Annotated in this window: 20 protein-coding genes; 7 read left to right on the top strand and 13 right to left on the bottom strand. The window is 70.4% G+C overall.

The features are described 5' to 3' along the window. The first annotated feature begins 40 nt into the window (after window positions 1-40). Entirely contained in the window at window positions 41-646 is a 606-nt protein-coding gene (locus ACFOGJ_RS13205) for a GNAT family N-acetyltransferase (protein WP_379901085.1), read from the top strand. 163 nt (window positions 647-809) lie between these two features. Here ACFOGJ_RS13205 and ACFOGJ_RS13210 read toward each other — a convergent pair whose 3' ends face one another. From ACFOGJ_RS13210 to ACFOGJ_RS13245, 8 genes are all read right to left on the bottom strand, one after another. After that, a complete protein-coding gene (locus tag ACFOGJ_RS13210) occupies window positions 810-1,463 on the bottom strand; it encodes a 3-oxoacid CoA-transferase subunit B (protein ID WP_379901087.1) in 654 nt (217 codons plus the stop codon). Window positions 1,464-1,568: 105 nt separating this feature from the next. Continuing rightward, window positions 1,569-2,276, bottom strand: a complete 708-nt coding sequence (locus ACFOGJ_RS13215) for a CoA transferase subunit A (RefSeq protein ID WP_449288586.1) — start codon at window positions 2,274-2,276, stop codon at window positions 1,569-1,571. A 112-nt stretch (window positions 2,277-2,388) separates the two neighbouring features. After that, entirely contained in the window at window positions 2,389-3,162 is a 774-nt protein-coding gene (gene fabI, locus ACFOGJ_RS13220) for an enoyl-ACP reductase FabI (RefSeq protein ID WP_379901089.1), read from the bottom strand. 138 nt (window positions 3,163-3,300) lie between these two features. Then, window positions 3,301-3,909, bottom strand: a complete 609-nt coding sequence (locus ACFOGJ_RS13225) for an SCO family protein (protein WP_379901091.1) — start codon at window positions 3,907-3,909, stop codon at window positions 3,301-3,303. Then, window positions 3,909-4,421: a copper chaperone PCu(A)C gene (locus ACFOGJ_RS13230; RefSeq protein ID WP_379901093.1), complete on the bottom strand. Its 513-nt coding sequence runs from the start codon at window positions 4,419-4,421 to the stop codon at window positions 3,909-3,911. The genes ACFOGJ_RS13225 and ACFOGJ_RS13230 overlap by 1 nt, the downstream gene beginning before the upstream one ends. 133 nt (window positions 4,422-4,554) lie before the next feature. Further along, window positions 4,555-4,956 (bottom strand): DUF2946 family protein, encoded by a 402-nt coding sequence (locus ACFOGJ_RS13235; protein WP_379901095.1) that lies wholly within the window; start codon window positions 4,954-4,956, stop codon window positions 4,555-4,557. An 83-nt stretch (window positions 4,957-5,039) separates the two neighbouring features. Beyond that, window positions 5,040-5,402 (bottom strand): DUF488 domain-containing protein, encoded by a 363-nt coding sequence (locus tag ACFOGJ_RS13240; protein ID WP_379901097.1) that lies wholly within the window; start codon window positions 5,400-5,402, stop codon window positions 5,040-5,042. Then, window positions 5,399-5,935 carry a PaaI family thioesterase gene (locus ACFOGJ_RS13245; RefSeq protein WP_379901099.1) on the bottom strand — a complete coding sequence of 179 codons (537 nt, stop codon included), beginning with the start codon at window positions 5,933-5,935 and terminating at the stop codon, window positions 5,399-5,401. Before ACFOGJ_RS13245 ends, ACFOGJ_RS13240 begins: the two co-directional genes overlap by 4 nt. Window positions 5,936-5,978: 43 nt before the next feature. Between ACFOGJ_RS13245 and ACFOGJ_RS13250 the strand changes: the two genes are divergently transcribed. The 5 genes from ACFOGJ_RS13250 (at window position 5,979) to ACFOGJ_RS13270 (ending at window position 9,540) form a co-directional block, all read left to right on the top strand. After that, window positions 5,979-6,446, top strand: coding sequence for a MarR family winged helix-turn-helix transcriptional regulator (locus ACFOGJ_RS13250; RefSeq protein ID WP_379901101.1), 468 nt, complete (start codon window positions 5,979-5,981; stop codon window positions 6,444-6,446). A gap of 13 nt (window positions 6,447-6,459) precedes the next feature. Further along, window positions 6,460-6,945, top strand: a complete 486-nt coding sequence (locus ACFOGJ_RS13255; RefSeq protein WP_379901103.1) for an acetyltransferase — start codon at window positions 6,460-6,462, stop codon at window positions 6,943-6,945. Window positions 6,946-7,071: 126 nt separating this feature from the next. Further along, the gene (locus ACFOGJ_RS13260; RefSeq protein ID WP_379901105.1) at window positions 7,072-8,181 is read left to right on the top strand and encodes a DMT family transporter; all 1,110 of its coding nucleotides are present in this window, start codon (window positions 7,072-7,074) and stop codon (window positions 8,179-8,181) included. Between the two features lie 26 nt (window positions 8,182-8,207). Beyond that, window positions 8,208-8,627 (top strand): carboxymuconolactone decarboxylase family protein, encoded by a 420-nt coding sequence (locus ACFOGJ_RS13265; protein WP_379901107.1) that lies wholly within the window; start codon window positions 8,208-8,210, stop codon window positions 8,625-8,627. A gap of 4 nt (window positions 8,628-8,631) precedes the next feature. Beyond that, window positions 8,632-9,540 (top strand): NAD(P)-dependent oxidoreductase, encoded by a 909-nt coding sequence (locus ACFOGJ_RS13270; protein ID WP_379901109.1) that lies wholly within the window; start codon window positions 8,632-8,634, stop codon window positions 9,538-9,540. A 53-nt stretch (window positions 9,541-9,593) separates the two neighbouring features. Here ACFOGJ_RS13270 and ACFOGJ_RS13275 read toward each other — a convergent pair whose 3' ends face one another. The 5 genes from ACFOGJ_RS13275 to dapF form a co-directional block, all read right to left on the bottom strand. Continuing rightward, window positions 9,594-10,742: a DUF2336 domain-containing protein gene (locus ACFOGJ_RS13275; RefSeq protein WP_379901111.1), complete on the bottom strand. Its 1,149-nt coding sequence runs from the start codon at window positions 10,740-10,742 to the stop codon at window positions 9,594-9,596. Between the two features lie 108 nt (window positions 10,743-10,850). Further along, complete coding sequence (locus ACFOGJ_RS13280; RefSeq protein WP_379901113.1) at window positions 10,851-11,450, bottom strand: septation protein A; 600 nt, start codon at window positions 11,448-11,450, stop codon at window positions 10,851-10,853. Then, window positions 11,447-12,571: a signal recognition particle-docking protein FtsY gene (ftsY, locus tag ACFOGJ_RS13285; RefSeq protein ID WP_379901115.1), complete on the bottom strand. Its 1,125-nt coding sequence runs from the start codon at window positions 12,569-12,571 to the stop codon at window positions 11,447-11,449. Before ftsY ends, ACFOGJ_RS13280 begins: the two co-directional genes overlap by 4 nt. Further along, window positions 12,568-13,869 carry a tRNA (N(6)-L-threonylcarbamoyladenosine(37)-C(2))-methylthiotransferase MtaB gene (mtaB, locus tag ACFOGJ_RS13290; RefSeq protein WP_379901117.1) on the bottom strand — a complete coding sequence of 434 codons (1,302 nt, stop codon included), beginning with the start codon at window positions 13,867-13,869 and terminating at the stop codon, window positions 12,568-12,570. The genes ftsY and mtaB overlap by 4 nt, the downstream gene beginning before the upstream one ends. Further along, a complete protein-coding gene (gene dapF, locus ACFOGJ_RS13295) occupies window positions 13,866-14,750 on the bottom strand; it encodes a diaminopimelate epimerase (RefSeq protein WP_379901119.1) in 885 nt (294 codons plus the stop codon). The genes mtaB and dapF overlap by 4 nt, the downstream gene beginning before the upstream one ends. 177 nt (window positions 14,751-14,927) lie before the next feature. On the opposite strand from dapF, the gene ACFOGJ_RS13300 reads away from it, so the two are divergent. Beyond that, the gene (locus tag ACFOGJ_RS13300; protein ID WP_379901121.1) at window positions 14,928-15,941 is read left to right on the top strand and encodes an NADP-dependent oxidoreductase; all 1,014 of its coding nucleotides are present in this window, start codon (window positions 14,928-14,930) and stop codon (window positions 15,939-15,941) included. Window positions 15,942-15,949: the final 8 nt, after the last annotated feature.

The raw sequence follows: 15,949 nt of genomic DNA on the forward strand, positions 1-15,949 counted from the left end.
GTTTCGCTTGCGGCAGCCGAAGCTGTGCTAGGATCGCGCCATGAGCACCCGCCCGCCGGCCCTGGTTCGCAGGCCCACCCGCACCACCCCGATCCGCTCCTATGCCAGCCGCGCGCGGCTGAAGGGGCCGCGGGTGATGCTCGTGCGCCCGACCCGGGAGGATGCCGGGCCGCTGCTGGCGCTGACCCTCAGCAACAAGGATTTCTACCGCCCATGGGTGGTGCCGCCCTACAACGCCCGCTCCTTCCAGCAATACCTGGAACGGGTCGAGGCGGGGCGCGACATGGGCTTCCTGGTGGTCGACCGGGAGCATCGCCAGCTGCAGGGCGTGGTGAACCTGAACGAGATCACCCGCCGCGGCATGGACACCGCCAGCCTCGGCTATTACGGCCGGGTCGAGGCCCGCGGCAGCGGCTATATCCGGGAGGCGGTGGCCTGCGTCCTGGCCTATGCCTTCGGCGACCTGGACCTGCACCGGGTGGAGGCGAACATCCAGCCCGACAACGAGCGCTCGCTGGCCCTGGTCGCGGCCTTGGGCTTCCGGCGGGAGGGCTTCTCGCCGCGCTTCATGCGCATCGATGGCGCCTGGCGCGACCATGAGCGCTGGGCCCTGCTGGCCGAGGACTGGCAGGGCCACGGGCTTTGATGGGCGCCATTGCCCAACCTCCCCGTCATCCTCGGGCTTGACCCGAGGATCCCAGCGCCGGCGTTGACGTAGCGCCGCCCTGCAGCGTCACGGGCCCGTCACGATCCCCGGGTCAAGCCCGGGGATGACGGCAAAGGTGGAGATCGCCGCCGTACGCCGCTCCCTACGCCGCCTTGTCCAGCGCGACCTGGAAGCTCGCCTCGGTGCGTTCGCGCACCTCGTCGGCGGTGACGCCGGGGGCCAGTTCGCGCAAGGCCGCCGGGGTGGCGCCGCGGTTGATGTCGAACACGCCCAGGTCGGTGATCAGCATGTCGACCACCCCGGTGCCGGTCAGCGGCAGGGTGCAGGACTTCAGGAACTTCTTGCTGCCGTCCTTGGCGTTGTGGTCCATCACCACCACCACCCGCTGCACGCCGGCGACCAGGTCCATGGCGCCGCCCATGCCCTTCACCAGCTTGCCGGGCACCATCCAGTTCGCCAGGTCGCCCTTCTCCGACACCTCCATCGCGCCCAGGATGGCCAGGTTGATATGGCCGCCGCGGATCATCGCGAAGGAGGTGGCGCTGTCGAAATAGGAACTCTTGTCCAGCGCGGTGACGGTCTGCTTGCCGGCGTTGATCAGGTCGGGATCCTCCTCCCCCTCATAGGGGTAGGGGCCGATGCCCAGCATGCCGTTCTCGCTGTGCAGGGTGACCTCCATCCCGGCGGGGATGTGGTTTGCCACCAGGGTCGGGATGCCGATCCCGAGATTCACGTAGAAGCCGTCTCCGAGCTCCTGCGCGGCGCGGGCGGCCATCTCGTCGCGGGTCCAGGGCATGGCGCTCTCCTGTGCCTGTCTGCCGGGCGGTGCCTGTCGGGGCGCCCGGCGCATTCGGGAAAATCCTAGCATGGCCGCCGGAGCGGCCCCAATCGCCCCGCCGGGCTATGCAGCCTTGGGGCGGGTCGTGCGCTGCTCGATCTGTTTCTTGTAGCCGTCGCAGGCGATGATCCGCTGCACGAAGATGCCGGGGGTGTGGATCTGGTCGGGGTCCAGGCTGCCGGTGGGCACCAGTTCCTCGACCTCCGCCACCGTCACCTTGCCGGCCATCGCCATCGGCGCGTTGAAGTTCCGCGCGGTCATCCGGTAGATCAGGTTGCCTTCCGCATCGCCCTTCCAGGCCTTCACGATCGACAGGTCAGCCTGCAGGGCGCGCTCCATGACGAACTTCTCGCCGTCGAACTCGCGCACCTCCTTGCCCTCCGCCACCATGGTGCCGACGCCGGTGCGGGTGAAGAAGGCGGGAATGCCCGCGCCGCCGGCGCGGATCCGCTCCGCCAGGGTGCCCTGCGGGCAGAATTCCAGCTCCAGGTCGCCGTCCAGGTACTGCCGCTCGAAGGTCTTGTTCTCCCCCACATAGGAGGCGACCATCTTGGCGATCTGCCGGGTCTGCAGCAGCAGGCCGAGGCCCGCGCCGTCGATGCCGGCATTGTTGGAGATGCAGGTCAGGCCGGTCACGCCGGACGCCTTCAGCGCGTCGATCAGGAATTCCGGGATGCCGCAGAGGCCGAAGCCGCCGGCCATCACCGTGATGTCGTTGCGCAGCAGGCCGTCCAGCGCCGCCGTCGCGTCGGGATAGACCTTGTTCACCACGGTTCAGCTCCTTCTCAACGGATGGGCCGGCGGAGCCGGCGATCGACCGGATTCAGTAGCCAAGCCGGGCGCCGATGGCAATCCGTTGCGCCGCACAAAAAGCGGCCGGCGCCTATGCGGTGACGTGAAACCCGCCATCAGCATAGACGACGGAGCCGGTCAGCGGCGTGCCGGCATCCGAGGCCAGGAAGGCGGCGATGCGGCCGATCTCGCCGATTTCCACCAGGCGGTGCGCCGGGGTGCGTTTCCGCACCCGGTCCAGCAGCGCGTCGAACCGGTCGATGCCGGAGGCGGCACGGGTCTTCACCGGACCGGCGGAGATCGCATGCACCCGGATGCGATCGTCGGCCAGGCTGGCAGCGAGGTAGCGGGTGCTGCATTCCAGCGCCGCCTTCACCGGCCCCATCAGGTTGTAGTTCTCCACCACCTTGTCGGCGCCGTAGAAGCTGACCGTCATCAGGCAGCCGCCATCGGCCATCAGCGGCCGCGCCAGCCGTGCCATGCGGATGAAGGAATGGCAGGAGACGTCCATCGCCATGGCGAAGCCCTCCGCGGAGCAGTCGACCAGTGGGGCATGCAGATCCTCCCGCGGCGCGAAGGCGACGGAATGGAGCAGGAAGTCGAGCCCGCCCCAATGCTCCGCGATCGCTGCGAATACCGCCTCCAGTTGGCCGGCCTCGCGCAGGTCGCAGGGCAGGCGCAGCTCGGCCTCGACCGCGTCGGCGACCGGCGCGACGAAGGGTGCCGCCTTCCCGTTCAGGTAGGTGACGGCCAGGCGCGCGCCTGCGTCATGGAAAGCTGTCGCGCAGCCGGCGGCGATGCTGCTCTCGTTGGCGATGCCGACCACCAGGCCGCGCTTGCCGTCCAGATCCACGATGCCGGTCATGCCGTCGTTCCATCCTTGTCCTGCTGTCGCGGGGCGCACTGAAACGGTGCGCCCCGCGACAGGCAAGGGACGCTTTCGTGACAGGGGGCCCGTGCGGCGTTCCGCCGCTCAGCAGGACATGGTACGGCGTTCGGCCGCTCAGGCGCCGGCCAGCCGGCGCAGCTTCTGCAGCATCACCGCCGGGTCCTCGCCATAGGCCAGGGTGCCGGTGAAGCGGCCCTCCGCATCCATCAGGAAGACGGAGGCGGTATGGTCGATGGTGTAACCGCCATTGTCGGTCGGAACCCGCTCGTAAAAGACCCGGTAGGCCTTCGCGACCTGCGCGATCTCGGTCTGCGTGCCGGTCAACCCCCGGATCCGCGGGTCGAAGGCGGACAGGTAGGACGCCATCGTTGCCGGCCGGTCGCGTTCCCAGTCGACGGAAACGAAGACGAAGTTCAGCCGGTCGGCGGTATCGCCGAGCGCCTCGATCAGCCCGCTCAGCTCCGCCAGGGTGGTCGGGCAGACATCGGGGCAGAAGGTGAAGCCGAAGAAGATGACCGTCGGCTTGCCACGCAGGTCCGCCTCGGTGACGGTGCGGCCGTCGGTTCCGGTCAGGGTGAAGGGGCCGCCGATAGCGGCGATGCCGGTCGCCGACGCCGCCGGACTGTTCCGGCCTGACCCGGTGGCGATCAGGACATAGGCGCCGAGGGCGGCGGCGATCGCCAGGATCGCCGCCGCCAGCAGGGCTGTCCGTCGGGACGGCATCACTGCTTCTTCATGCCGTCATGGTTCATGTCGCCATGATCCTTGCTCCCCATGCCCTTGGGGGCACGGGCGCCGATCGGGGCGACGAACATCTCCACCGACACCTCTCCCGCCTTCTCGAACTGCAGGGTGACCGGGACCGGCGGGCCCTCGATCACCGGCGCGGCGAGGTCGAGGAACATCAGGTGGTCGCTGCCGGGCTTCAGCTCGACCGTGCCGCCGGCGGGAATTGCCAGCCCGTCCGGCAGATGGCGCATCTTCATGATGCCGTCATTCATCTCCATGGTGTGGATTTCCACCGTGCCGATCGGCGAGCTGGCGCCGATCAGCCGGTCGTCCTCCGGGCCCGCGTTGCGAATGGTGGCGAAGCCGCCGGCGGCACGGGCGGCCGGCGGCGTGGCCCGGGTCCAGGCCTCTTCGACCTTGACCGTCGGATGACCGTCGTCTTTGGCGAGGGCGGGCAGGCTGCCGGCGATCATGCCGGCGGCGATCAGGCAGGCAAGAAGGCGCATATCTCGTCTCCGAATTGGGGCGTGCCGCATGCGAGGGTCCCGTCTTTTCGGTCCCGTCGCTTCGGTCTTCGGCACGCAGAGCCTGCGCGGCAGGGGCCGCGCCAGGCGTAATGTGGGAAAATCTGCGGGCGGATCAGGCCGCGGCGGGCGGTGCCCTGGCCTCCGGCAGCCGGAACGCCGGTCCGGCCGGCCGTTCCAGCCCGGAAGCGGTCGCGAAGGCGCCGGGTCCGGCCGGCGCGGGCAGGACATGCAGGGTCGCGGAGGCCGGCAGGGCGGGGGGCAGCCCGCCCAGCGCCTGGCAGAGCGCGAGGCAGCAGGAATGGGCCGGGGCCGCCGGGCCGCCGGGGATGTCCGTGCCGGCGCCGGCAGCCAAGAGGCCGGACGGCGAGCAGATCACGGCGAACCCGCCGCCGGCGCTGCCGGCATGGGCGATGCCCGCCCCGATCCCGCCGATCAGGGTCTGCAGCACCAGGAACCAGGCAATCAGCAGGGCAAGCGCGCCGCCGCTTAGCCGGTCCCGCAGGATGTCGCGCATGAACCGCATCGCCGCTTGATGCCAGAAAGCGCCCGCCCCGTCACGGGGACAGATGCGCGCAGCGGCGACCGCGTCGCGGCGGCTCAGTCCGCGCCGCGCAGCCAGAGGCGCAGCGCCTCGGCATTGTTGCGCTGCTCGTCCCTGGCGGCATAGAGCAGGGTGACCGGGCCGGCGGCGGCGAGACGGCGCAGTCCGGCGACCGCTTCGGCGGCTTCCGGCGCGGCGAGTTCGGCCGCATAGGCGGCACGGAAGTTCTCCCAGCCGTCGGGATTGTCGTGAAAGGCCCGCCGCAAGGCATCGCTGGGCGCCAGGGCCTTCAGCCAATGATCGATCCCGGCCTTCTCCTTCGAGATGCCGCGTGGCCAGAGCCGGTCGACCAGGACCCGGCTGCCGTCGCCGTCGCTGCCCGGTTCGTAGACCCGCCTGGTCCGGAACGCGGCGCTCATGGCGCGGCCATCACGAACAGGGTGGAGGTGCCGTGCGCCAGCAGCCTGCCGTCGGGACCGGTCACCCGCGCCTCGCAGGAGATGATCTGGCGGCCCTGCGACACCACTTTGGACTCGCAGCGGACCCGGCCGGTCTGCGGCCGGATCGGCCGCGACAGGTTGCCCTTCGTCTCCACCGTCGTGTAGCCGCTGCCGGCCGGCAGCAGCGACATCCCGGCGCAGCCTGCGGCGCTGTCGATCATGGTCAGGGCCCAGCCGCCATGCACCGTGCCGAGCGGGTTGTACAGATGCACGCCGGTATCGCCCTCGAAGGCGGCGAAGCCCTCGCCGACCGCCACCAGGCGGAAGGTCAGCACCTGGCAGATCGGCGGATGCGGCAGATGCCCGTCGATGATCCGCTGCAGGATCTCGCGGCCGGAGAGGCCGGCGATATCCTCATGCGCCGCCACGCCGTAGCGGAACGCGCTCCAATCCTCGGCCTGCGGCGGGGCGGCCGCCGGGATCTCCAGGGTTTCGGCTGTACGGCTGGTCATGGTACTTTCCATGTAGATACATTGAATGTAGATGCATATAACTATGACAAGCGGACTGCAAGCCCGCCGGGTGGCACCCACCCTGACCGACGACGCCCGCAAGGTGATTGCGGGGGATGCCGGCTGGCAGATGCGGGTCGCGGCCCGCCGGCTGGCGGTGCATCTGGACGATGCGATCTCGGCACACGGCTTGAGCAGTGCCCAGTTCACGCTGATGTGCCTGATCGCCTCCGCGCCCGACGACACGATCGGCGGGCTGGCTGCGCGGGCCGGCCTCGACCAGTCCACCCTGTCGCGGACCGTCGAAGGGCTGGTGCGCGCCGGCTTGGCGGAGGTGGTGACGGCGGAAAAGGACCGTCGCCGCCGTGCCGTCTGGCTGACGGAGGCGGGGGCACGGCGCCTTGCCGCGGCGATGCCGGACTGGCGCGCCGCCCATGCCGCGCTCGGACCTGCGGCGGAAGGCTGCACCCGCCTGCTGCAGGCGATGCCCGATCCGCCGGCGGGCGATTGAGGGCAGCGCGGCGATGACCGGACCGCAAAGAGCCGACGATGGCGTGCAATTCCGCCTGTCCTGCGCCGCCGATCGGGATGCCCTCCATGGCATCTGGGACCGCGCGGTGCGCGCCACCCACGGTTTCCTTTCGCCTGCGCATCATGCAGAGATCTCCCGCATGCTCCACCGGGACTATCTCGGCCGTGCCGAGCTACTGGTCGCCGTCCGGGCGATTGCGGCGCGTGAGGTCCTGCTGGGCTTCATGGGCATGACCGGACGGCATATCGATGCCCTGTTCATCGACCCTGCGGCGTCCGGCTGCGGGCTTGGCCGGCGCTTTGTTGCGCAGGCCCGGCGGCGCGGTGTGCCGCTGACGGTCGACGTGAACGAGCAGAACACGGGCGCCCTCGGCTTCTACCTGCATCTGGGCTTCGTCCGGGTGGGGCGCAGTCCCTGCGATGGCGACGGCCGCCCCTATCCGATCCTGCACCTGCGCGAGCCGCCGGGGTCGCGCTGACGCAGCCTGCCTGCCTCCGATGCATTGCAGCAGGGACGAATGCGCAGGCCTGCCTGTCTGGCCGGCCGCGGCCGCCCTCGGCTATTGTCGCGACGCGGGAATGCCCCGCGCGAATCCCATCCGGTCATGGCCGATATATCCCTCACCCGCCTCAGCCGTTCCGCCAGCGATGCCGCCCGTCCCTCGGTGCAGGCCTGGCTGCGTCTGTCGGCGAACACCCGCGGCATCGTCTGGATGCTGCTCTCCGGCGTGCTGTTCTCCTGCATGGCGGCGCTGATCAAGTTCGTCGGCTCGGAGATCAATTCCTTCCAGATGGCGTTCTTCCGGACCGGCTTCGGCCTGCTGGCGATCCTGCCCTTCGTCTTCCTGTCGGGCGGCCTGCGGGTGATCCGCACCCGGCGGCTCGGCGGCCATTTCATGCGCGGGCTGTGCGGCGCGGTCGCGATGTGCGCGATGTTCTACGCGATCAGCGAGCTGCCGCTCGCCGACGCCACCGCCTATACCTTCACCAAGCCGCTGTTCCTGGTGCTGCTGGCCGCCCTGTTCCTGGGCGAGCCGGTGCGGCTGCGCCGCGCCACCGCCACCGCGATCGGCTTCGGCGGCATCCTGCTGATGATGCAGGGCCAGGGCTTCCAGGGGGAACTGGAATGGGCCGCCCTGGTGGCGCTGGGCGGCGCCGCGATGGTCGCCATCGTGGTGGTGCAGGTGAAGCGCCTGATGCGCACCGAATCCCCGCTGACCGTGCTGTTCTGGTTCGGCGTGATCTCCACCCTGCTGACCCTGGCGCCGGCGCTTTATGTCTGGGTCCATCCGACCTGGGAGGAACTGGGCCTGCTGGTCGCCATCGGCATCACCGGCGCCAGCGCCCAGAGCTGCATCATCCGCGGCTACCGGGTGGCGGAAGCGACGGTGATCGCGCCGTTCGACTATGTCCGCCTGCTCTATGCCGCGGCCTTCGGCTTCTTCCTGTTCGGCGAGGTGCCGGGCTGGTGGACCATCGCCGGCGCGGCCGTGGTGGTGGCCGCGACCCTGTACATCGCCTTCCGCGAGGCGCAGCTCGGCAAGCAGCGCCAGGCGCCGTTGGTCGACCAGCTGCCGCTGAAGCCCGGCCACATGGTCAGCCACGACGGCGCCGCGCCGTCGCCGACCGCCGGTGCGCCGGCAGGAGAGATCACCATCGGCGCGCCCGCCGCAGGCGGGACGGGCCGTGCCGGCCGGGACAAGGATCCCGGCTGAACCGCCGCAAGAAAGGGGAGACCGGAATGGACAAGGAACTGCACGACAAGGGCCTGTCGGTGCGCCGCGCGGTGCTGGGCGACAGCTATGTCGATCGGGCGATGGGCAATGCGGACAGCTTCAGCCAGCCGCTGCAGGACATCCTGAACGAGTATTGCTGGGGCGCGGTCTGGGGCGATGCCGGGTTGAGCCGCAAGCAGCGCAGCCTGAACAATCTGTGCATGCTCTCCGCCCTGAACCGGACGGAGGAGTTCAAGACCCATTTCCGCGGCGCGTTGCGCAACGGCGTGACCCTGACGGAACTGCAGCAGACCCTGCTGCAGGTCGGCATCTATTGCGGCATCCCCGCCGCGGTGGAGGCGTTCCGCAACGCCCGCGAGGTGCTGAAAGCGGAGGGCATCGACCCCGACAAAGTCCCGCACGACAAGCCCGTGGACATGGGCTGAACCCATGGCGGGCTCGGGCGAGGGTCAGGTCACGGCCTACGGCTTCATCGGCCTGGGCGACATGGGCGGGCCGATGGCGGCCAACCTGACGAAGGCGATGTCGGAAGCCGGGGCGACGGTCTGGGTCTACGACAAGGCGGGGACCGCGGAGCGCGCGCCGGAAGGCGCACAGGCCGCCGACGGCATCGCCGCGATGGCGGCGCAGGCGGAGACGGTTTTCCTCAGCGTGCCCGACGGGCGGATCTCGGCGGCGCTGCTGGCGGAGATCGTCGCCGCCCCGGATCGGCGCACGACCACAATCATCGACCTTTCCACCGTCGGCGTCGACGATGCCATCGCGATGGCGGAGACGGCCGCGGCATCGGGCATCGCCTTTGCCGACTGCCCGGTCTCCGGCGGCCGGGCGAAGGCGATCGCCGGCACCATCACGATGATCTTCGGCGGCCCGGCGGCGGTTCTGGAACGGCACCGCGCGGCCCTGGACGCGATGGGTGGCAATGTCTTCCATGTCGGCGAGAAGGCGGGGCAGGGCAGCGCCATGAAGCTGCTGAACAACTACCTCTCCGCCTGCAACATGGCCGCGGCGAGCGAGGCGGTGACCTTCGGCCTGCGCCAGGGCCTGCAGATGCAGACGATCCTGGACGTGGTCAACGTCTCCACCGGCATGAATACCGCCACCGCGGACAAGTTTCCGCGCTGCATCGTCTCCGGCACCAACCATACCGGCTTCCGCGCCGCCCTGCTGGCGAAGGACGTAAACCTGTACCTGGCGCAGGCCCGGCGGAACGGCACGCCGGTCACCCTGTCGTCGAAGGTGGCGGAGATCTGCGATGCCGTGGTGGCGGAGAAGCCCGACGGCGACATGATCGACCACTGGTTCCACGTGCAGGCGCAGGCGTCCAACGACCGGTAGGAAGCGAACCCGTCGCCGGCCCTCAGGGGGCCACGGCTCCCGCCGGAAGCCGGTCAGGCCCGGCTGGCACCGTCCTGGGCAGCCTGGGCGCGGGACAGGCGGGTGATCAGCCAGTCGACATCGTCGGTCTCGGCCATGTCCTCGAAGCGGGTCAGGACCCGCTCGATCACCACCTCGACGAAGCGCGGGCGGTCGCCGGGCAGGCCGTCATATTCCAGTTCGTTGGCGACATCGACGGCGGCACGCACCATCGGCAGCATCTCTTTCGGCTGGCCGCCGCGAATGTAGAGCGCCTCCAGCCCGCGCCCGCCGGCGTCGGAGATCAGCTGATGGGCGTTCTGCACCGGAACCCCCGCCAGACGTGCCAGGGCGCATTCGAAGAAGTCGACATCGCCGGTGCAGAGCGCGCGCAGGATCAGGGTCGGCGTCAGCCGGCCATTGGCATGCAGTTCCGCGATCAGGCTGCGCACGTCCTGGCTGGACTGGCCTTCCGCCAGCATGCCGATCAGCGCCCGTTCGCGGGTCTGCAGCAGCAGGTCGGCCGCGGTGTCCGGCGGCAGTTCGTGATGGGTCACCAGATGCTCGCGCAGGGTCTCCGACACCAGGGCGACCAGCCGTTCGGAAATCGCGATCGGCAGCTTCGGCCGGTGCACCATCGCCGTGCTGACCGTCTCGCTGTCGCCGAACCGGTCGATGGCGCGCGCCATGGCGGGCTCCGGGATCGCCGCGCCGGCATTGCCCATCAGGGTGCCGACGACCGTCTCGTCGCCCTTCTCCACCAGGGCGGAGGACACAGCTTCGGAGACCTGCGCCCGCTGTGCCACCGCCGCCTGGTGTTCCTGGCCCGCGCTCTCCACGATCGCCAGCAGATCCTCGTCCGACAGGGCGGCGGAGAACTGCAGGATCGGGGTCGCCACCTGGGCCACGTCCTTCGCCAGGCGGACCGCAAGGTCGTGCGGGACGTCCGGATTTTCCTTCAGGTTCTGCGACAGGGCGCTGCGGACACGGACCTCGGCATCGCGCGCCATCAGGGAGATGACCTGTTCGGCCAGGGCCCGTTCGGCATCCGTCAGGGTGCGCTCGCCGAAGGTGCGGGCGACCTTCGCCGCGGTATCGGCGCGGGTGTCCGGCGAGGGGTCGGCGATCAACCGTTCGATATCGGCCTTGGACAGGGTCCCCATGCCGTCGAAAAAGCCGCTCATGGTCCGGAATCCTCGGAAAGGGGTTCAGCGCGCCAGTCTAGCGCGAAAAGCGTTGGCGCCCAATGAATGGAGGGTTAACGCCGCCCAGGGAGGAATGCCTGCCGCGGCTCACCCCTCCGCCGGCGCCGTGCTGTGTCGCTGGATCAGCGGCACCTGGGCCAGCGAGAAGATGATCGTCAGCGGCATGATCCCGAAGACCTTGAAATCGACCCAGGTATCGGTGTCGAAGTTGCGCCAGACGACCTCGTTGGCGACGGCCAGGAACAGGAAGAAGGCCGCCCAGCGCCAGGTCAGGATCCGCCATCCGGCAGTGTCCAGCTGCATCATGCTGTCCAGCAGCGACCGCAGCAGCGGCCGGCCGGCCAGCATGCCGCCGGCCAGGATCGCCGCGAACAGGGCGTTCACGATGGTCGGCTTCAGCTTGATGAAGGTATCGTCGTTGAGCCAGAGGGTCAGGCCGCCGAACACCAGCACGAAGACGCCGGTGGCCAGCGGCAGGGTCGGGACATGGCGTACCAGGGCGAAGGTCACGGCGATCGAGATGCTCATCGCCACCATGAAGGCGGCGGTGGCGACGAAGATGCCGCCCTGGGCATTGGCGAAGAAGAACACCGCCAGCGGGCCGATCTCCAGCGCCAGCTTCAGCAGTGGCGGCAGCTGCTTCTTCTGCGGCCGTTGCGGGCCGGTATCGGGGCCGGGTTCCGTCACGCTTCCTCCGTGCCGACCAGGGCGCGGGCGAAATCCTCCGCCGCGAAGGGCTGCAGGTCGTCCGCGCCCTCGCCCACGCCGATGAAATGCACCGGCAGGCCGAATTTCTCCGCCACCGCCACCAGCACGCCGCCGCGCGCGGTGCCGTCCAGCTTCGTCATCACCAGGCCGGAGACATCGGCCATCTCGCGGAACACCTCGACCTGGCGCAGGGCGTTCTGGCCGGTGGTGGCGTCCAGGGTCAGCAGCACCGTATGGGGGGCCTCCGGCACCAGCTTCTTCAGCACCCGGTTGATCTTCTGCAGCTCCGCCATCAGGTCGGCCTTGTTCTGCAGCCGCCCGGCCGTGTCGATCAGCAGCACGTCCGCACCCTCGGCCTTCGCCTTCTGCAGCGCGTCGAAGGCCAGGCCGGCGGCATCGGCGCCGACCTTGGAGGACACCACCGCCGCGCCGGTGCGTTCGCCCCAGATCTGCAGCTGCTCGATCGCGGCGGCGCGGAAGGTGTCGCCGGCCGCCAGCACAACCTTGTTGTCGGCATGGCGGAACTTCTCCGCCAGCTTGCCGATAGTGGTGGTCTTGCCGGTGCCGTTCACGCCGACCACCAGGACCACGTGCGGCCGCGCATCGCCGATCTCCAGCGGGCGCGCCAGCGGGCTCAGGATCTCCGTCACCTCCTCCGCCAGGGCGGCGCGGATCTCCGCGTCGGTGACATCCTTGTCGAACTTCTCCTTCGCCAGGCGCTGGGTGACCCGGCCGGCGACCGCGACCCCCAGATCCGCCTGGATCAGCAGCTCCTCCAGCTCCTCCAGCGCCTCGTCGTCCAGGCGCCGCTTCTTGAAGACGGCGGTGATATTGCCGCCGAGCTGCCCGGCCGAACGGGACAGGCCGGCCTTCAGGCGGCTGAACCAGCCCTTCTTCTCCGGCGCAGGCGCCTCGACGGGCGCAGGCGGCTCAGCTGCCCGGGTGTCGACTGGCGGGGCTTCGGCGTCCTGTGGCGCCGGCGCCTGCCGGATGTCCGGTGCCGGGGCTTCCGCTGCCGGCGCTTCCGGGCCGTCCTCCTCTGCAGGTTCCTCCGCCTTGGGGTCTTCTTCCTTCCGGCGCCTGAAGATGTTGCGGATCATGCGGCCACCCGGCCCTGCAGGCCCTGGCCGTCGGCGCCGGTGATCCGGGCCTGAAGGAAGGCGCCCGGCGCCGCTTCGCTGTCCAGCGCCACCGCGGCGAACCAGCGGTCGCGGCCGCGGTTCGGTTCCTCGACCAGCACCTCGGTGGCACTGCCGATGCGGCCGGCCAGCCAGCGCGCCTGGGCGGCGGCGCCGGCGGCGCGCAGCCGGGCGGCGCGGTCCCTGCGCACCGCTTTCGGCAGCTGCGGCATCCGCGCGGCCGGCGTGCCGGCGCGGGCGCTGTAGGGAAAGACGTGCAGGAAGGTCAGGCCGCAATCCTCGACCAGGCCCAGGGTATTGGCGAACATCGCCTCGCTCTCTGTCGGGAAGCCCGCGATCAGGTCGGCGCCGAACACGATGTCGGGCCGCAGGGCGCGGGCGCGGCGGCAGGCATCGACGGCCTGCGCGCGGCTGTGGCGGCGCTTCATCCGCTTCAGGATCATGTCGTCGCCGGCCTGCAGGCTCAGATGCAGGTGCGGCATCAGGCGCGGCTCTTCCGCGATCAGTTGCCACAGGTCGGGGTCGATCTCCGCCGGGTCGACGGAGGACAACCGCAGCCGGCGCAGCTCCGGCACCAGGTTCAGCAGCCGGCGCACCGCCTGGCCCAGCCGCGGCTTGCCGGGCAGGTCGGCGCCATAGCCGGTGATGTCCACCCCGGTCAGCACGATCTCGCCATAGCCCTGGCCGACCAGCTGCCGGGCGGCGGCGACCAGGTCGCCCAGCGGCACCGAGCGGTTGTTGCCGCGGCCGAAGGGGATCACGCAGAAGGTGCAGCGATGGTCGCAGCCCTGCTGGATCTGCAGGAAGGCCCGGCTGCGCGACTGCGCGCCGTCCACCAGGTGCGCCGCCGTCTCCCGCACCGCCATGATATCGCCGACGGCGATCCGGGGTGCGCCTTCCGCGCCGGCCAGGCGGGCCCAGGCGGCGGCTTCCAGCTTCTCGGTATTGCCCAGGACATGGTCGACCTCGGGCAGGCCGGCATAGGCCTCCGGCGCGATCTGCGCGGCACAGCCGGTCACGACGATGCGGGCGCCGGGACGCTCCCGCCGCAGCCTGCGGATTGCCTGCCGGGCCTGCCGTTCCGCTTCCGCCGTTACGGCGCAGGTGTTCACCACCACAAGGTCGGCCAGGCCGGCATCGCCGGCCCGCTCCCGGATCAGGTCGGATTCCAGCGCGTTGAGCCGGCAGCCGAAGGTCACCACCTCCGGCCCGCCTGCATCGCGCGCCTGCCTGTCGGCGGTCCGGTCGCTCTCGCTCATGCCGCGCGGCTGCCCCCGGCCCGGTCTTGCGGCGATATCCCGTCGCCGGCCAGCAGGTCATCGGCAAAAGTACCCCGGAAGCTCTCGGTGGCGGGCCCGGTCATCAGGACATGGCCCTGCTGCGGACCCGCCTCCGGCCAGGCGATCTGCAGCGCGCCGCCGTCCAGCCGCACCTCGACCGCGCGCCCGGTCAGGCCGCGGCGCATCGCCGCGACGGCGGTGGCGCAGGCGCCGGTGCCGCAGGCGCGGGTGATGCCGACGCCGCGCTCCCAGACCCGCAGGCGGATGCGGTCGCGGTCCAGCACCTGGGCGATGTTGACGTTCACCCGGGCGGGAAACAGCGGGTCATGCTCGATCGCCGGGCCGCAGCGCTCCAGGTCGACCGCGGCGGCATCGTCGACGAAGAAAATCACGTGCGGATTGCCGACATTCACCGCCACCGGATCGGCCAGGCCGGGTGCCGGGGCGAAGTCCAGATGCAGGCTGTCCATCGCGCAGTGAAGCGGGATCTGCTGCCAGTCCAGGCGGGGCACGCCCATATCGATACGCACGCCGCCGCCGGCCACCGCCTCGGCCTGCAGCAGGCCGCCGAGGGAATCCACCTTGGCGCTGCCGGTGCCCTTCTCCGCCATCACCAGGGCGGCGATGCAGCGGGCGGCATTGCCGCAGGCCTCCACCTCGCCGCCATCGGCGTTGCGGATCCGCATGAAGACATCGGCACGGTCCGACGGCTCTATGACGATCAGCTGGTCGCAGCCGATGCCGGTCTTGCGGTCGGTGATGCGGCGGGCCGTCGCCTCGTCAAGCGGCAGCGCGCCTTCGCGCGCGTCCAGCACGACGAAGTCGTTGCCCAGGCCATGCATCTTGACGAACGCCGGCATCCTGCCGCCCACCAGTCCGATCCGCTGTGACAATGCCGCGGGCTCTTGCCTCGGCATGCGCGGGTTATATGGTCACGCCTTCCTGGCTGTCCAACGCTTTCCCCGCCAGCCGCCGATCGGGAGAGGCCGCCGGGACCGAAGACGATGGCGGGCAGGAATCGGCAGGGGAGGACCGCAATGACCGATCTTCAGACGAACCGGCAATGGCGCCTGATGCGCCGGCCGAAGGGGGAACTCAGCCCGGACGATTTCGCCTGGGCGGAGGCGGCGGTGCCGCAGGCGGGCCCCGGCGAGGTGCTGGTGCGCCACGAGCTGCTGTCGATCGACGCCGCCAACCGGGCCTGGATGAGCCCGGTCCCGACCTACCTGCCGCCGGTCGAGCTGGAAGGCGTGATGCGCGGCTTCGGCATCGGCACGGTCGTCGCCAGCAACGACCAGTCCCTGCAGCCGGGCGACCGGGTGGAGGGCCTGCTGGGATGGCAGGACCTGGCTGCCGTCCCGGGCCGGGAGCTGCGCAAACTGCCCGCCGAGCAGGCGGCCGGCGACCAGCTGAACCTGCTGGGCATCACCGGCAAGACGGCATGGTTCGGCCTGTTCGAGATCGGCCGCCCGCGGCCGGGAGAGACCGTCGTTGTCTCCGCCGGCGCCGGTGCCGTCGGTTCCATCGTCGGGCAGCTGGCGAAGGTCGCCGGCGCCCGGGTGGTGGGCATCGTCGGGTCGCAGGAAAAATGCGACTGGCTGACCGGCAGCCTCGGCTTCGACGCCGCGGTGAACCACCGCGACCCTGACATGGCGAAGGCGCTGAAGGCGGCCTGTCCGCGCGGCATCGACATCTATTTCGACAATGTCGGCGGCGAGATCCTGGAGAAGGTGCTGTTCCTGATGCGCAGCGGCGGCCGGGTCGTCTGCTGCGGCTCCGTCTCCACCTACGACACCGGCACGCCGCCGCCCGGCCCGCGCGGCATCCCCGGCCTGCTGGTGGTCAAGCGCCTGCGGCTGGAGGGCTTCATCGTCACCGACTACGAGGCCCGCTATGCGGAGGCGGAGAAGGCGCTCGCCGGGCTCGCCGCTGCCGGCAGGCTGACGGCGGAAGCGGACCTGCGGGACGGGCTGGAACATGCGCCGCAGGCACTGATCGACCTGCTGGCCGGTCAGAACCGCGGCAAGGTGATGGTGCGCATCGCCGGCTGAGGGCCGGG

Origin of the sequence: Marinibaculum pumilum (assembly GCF_042646425.1) — a bacterium.
Lineage (GTDB): Bacteria > Pseudomonadota > Alphaproteobacteria > Ferrovibrionales > Ferrovibrionaceae > Marinibaculum > Marinibaculum pumilum.